At 46.4% G+C, this 2,614-nt stretch carries 1 protein-coding gene; it reads left to right on the top strand.

What is annotated here, in order from left to right; translation table 11 throughout:
• The first annotated feature begins 234 nt into the window (after positions 1-234).
• A complete protein-coding gene (locus F6K20_RS33435) occupies positions 235-2,454 on the top strand; it encodes a pentapeptide repeat-containing protein (RefSeq protein WP_287297643.1) in 2,220 nt (739 codons plus the stop codon).
• The last annotated feature ends 160 nt before the right edge of the window (positions 2,455-2,614 follow it).

Genomic DNA, 2,614 nt, shown 5'->3' on the forward strand with positions numbered 1-2,614 from the left:
TACCCAATTGAAAACTGCTATATAATAATGAGGCTGATTTCATAGCGGATCAGTGCTCTCGCCGGTATTCAACCGGTTGAGTCTGGACGTACTTATATATAGTCATCAGGTGTTTGCCCCAAAAAATGGTATGAAGCAAAATCTGCGATAATCTCGCCCTTATTTGCTTACTGATCCTTGAAATCAGTGTTCACAGTCATTAAAAAGCCAAAAATCGCAGCCTGAGTATTAAATATGGCTAGCCCCACTCTAAAAACAGGTCAACACCGAGAAGGTAGCTGGTATTTTCCGCTGCGACTGAACTTGGTTCTGCCACTGGTGACTAGGCGTTGCGTGGCAGCGCTTTTGGAAGTATCGCTGGTAACTACTAGTGCATTGCTCCCTTACGGGATTGGTTTGTATGCAGAAAAATACTCGAAGGCAGAACCGGTTCCCCTTAACCCAGTTTTGGGGGCAACCCAGAATGCGATCGCAAAAACTCTAGCTTACCCCCGCCTACAACTAACCAAGCGAGTCACTCCCCTGACCAATTTTTTTTGGTGTGCTTCGTTAGTGATGCCAGTAGGAGTAACCCTATGGCAACTTTATCTGCTGGGAAAAACTGGTCAAACTACTCCCAAAGGTTGGTTTGGAGTGCGAGTGGTTACCGCTTCGGGAAAACCCCCTGGTTTGATCGGTGCGGTGTGGCGTGAGGCAGTGGGACGCTGGGGATTACCACTGGGAAGTGCTTATTTACTCTGGCGCTACACTGGAGCGTTTCCTGACTTGGTGATTTTGTTGGGATTGGCAGGATTGATGCTATTGGCAGAGAGTTTTTGTTCTGTATTAAATCCTCAACATCGCAGCCTCCACGACTACATAGCCGGAACTTATGTCTCGGATTCCTCTCGGTTGCTCTTACCGTACTGGTCAAGTTTTGAATCCTCCCCAACACCCGAGTATGAAGAGGTTGAGCTAGAGGAGGAAACTGATGGGCAATGGTCTAATCACCAGGAAGCTACCTCGGGTTACCGTAGCGCAACAGTTAATCCCATTACCCTGATCTCATTATCGCAACAGCACTCCCCCAATCTTTGGTTGTGGATGCGCCGACATCCCGGTCTTACTCTGCTAATTGTTACCTTTGGCGGGATGGGTTCTGTACTGGGCACGTTTGTGGGAACCCAAATCTATATTCAAAGTCAGGCCAATTGGCGAGCGTTCAATCAGCAGAAAAATGAGGTCTTTCTGACCTTAGTGAAACAATTAAGCTCTACTGATAGCACTGCTCAAGAAAAACGTTTGGGATCAATTCTGGCTCTAGGTAGGATAGACGACCATCGTGCTGTACCGTTTCTGGTGGATTTGCTGGGTCAGGAAAATACCCCTAGCTTGATTGATACCCTCCAACAAACTTTGGTCAGTAAAGGTGTTCAACCCCTTCCCCATCTACGAATATTGAATCAATCTTTGGCAAACGACCAGAAAACCCTAACCAGGGAAGGTAAACCAGGGGTTGGGGGAGTGCTAGCGGTGCGGCACCGAGCAACTAAGCAAGCTATCTCGAAAATTCTGACTATCTACGACGGTCAAGTGCATAATGCTAACCTGAGCTATATTAACCTCAGTAAGGTTAATCAGGGTTATGGCTATTTTAATCCAATTCTGGACAACCTGAATTTGTCGGGCATTAATTTCCGCTACGCTAATTTGTCCGGTGCTAATTTGCAGGGTAGTCGCTTCTATGGCCCTGGTGAGGATCAACATTTTGGCACTTTTGATGATTGGGTCAGCGACTTCAGCGGAGCTGATCTGAGGGCAGTTAACCTCACTGGTGCTATTCTCGATAATGTCTTGATGAATCGCACCAATTTAATCGGGGCAACCCTGAACCGAGCTAGATTTTATAACAGCAGCCTGATCGGTGCCAATCTCAGCAGTGCCCAGTTGATTAATGCTGATTTCCGTAGAGCTATCTTAGAAAATGCTAGCCTGACAGGAGCCAATTTGGGGGAAGCAAAATTCAGTCTCTCTAGTCTCCATGGTGCTCGTTTGGGCAAAGTTAGTGCTGTGAGGAGTGATTTCTCTTCTGCTGATTTAAGTCAATCAAGCTGGCAAGGAGCGAATCTTTCTAGGGCAAATTTGAGTAATGCTAATCTCAAAAATGTTGATTTCAATTCAACCCAATTGGTAGGGGCTAATTTACGCAATGCTAAGCTGTACAATGCTAAGCTACGTTACGCTAATCTCAGTGCTGCGGATTTGCGAGGGGCTAATTTAGCTGGAGCAGATTTTAAGGGAGTTACCTTTGCTATGGCTAAACAGACTAAGGCTAATCAATTTATTACTTTGCCTCCACCTAAATCGAATTTAGCCCGGATCAAGGGGGTTGATTTTGCTAATGTTAAAAATTTAGATGAGCAGCAACTTCGATATATTTGTACCTATGGTGGACTTCATCCTCGATGTTTGTGACACTCTTTTAGAGTAGGGAACAGGGAACAGGGAATCGGGAATCGGGAATCGGGAGTCGGGAATCGGGAATCGGGAGTAGGGAGTAGGGAGTAGGGAGTAGGGAGTAGGGAGTAGGGAATCGGGAGTAGGGAATCGGGAGTCGGGGTAAGCTATCAGCTAA

The sequence above is a fragment of the Moorena sp. SIO2C4 genome (assembly GCF_010672485.1).
In the GTDB taxonomy this organism is placed as follows: domain Bacteria; phylum Cyanobacteriota; class Cyanobacteriia; order Cyanobacteriales; family Coleofasciculaceae; genus Moorena; species Moorena producens.

Excerpts from the sequence above, each read along its gene's own strand:
- F6K20_RS33435 (WP_287297643.1), top strand. The coding sequence starts at position 235 with ATGGCTAGCCCCACTCTAAAAACAGGTCAACACCGAGAAGGTAGCTGG.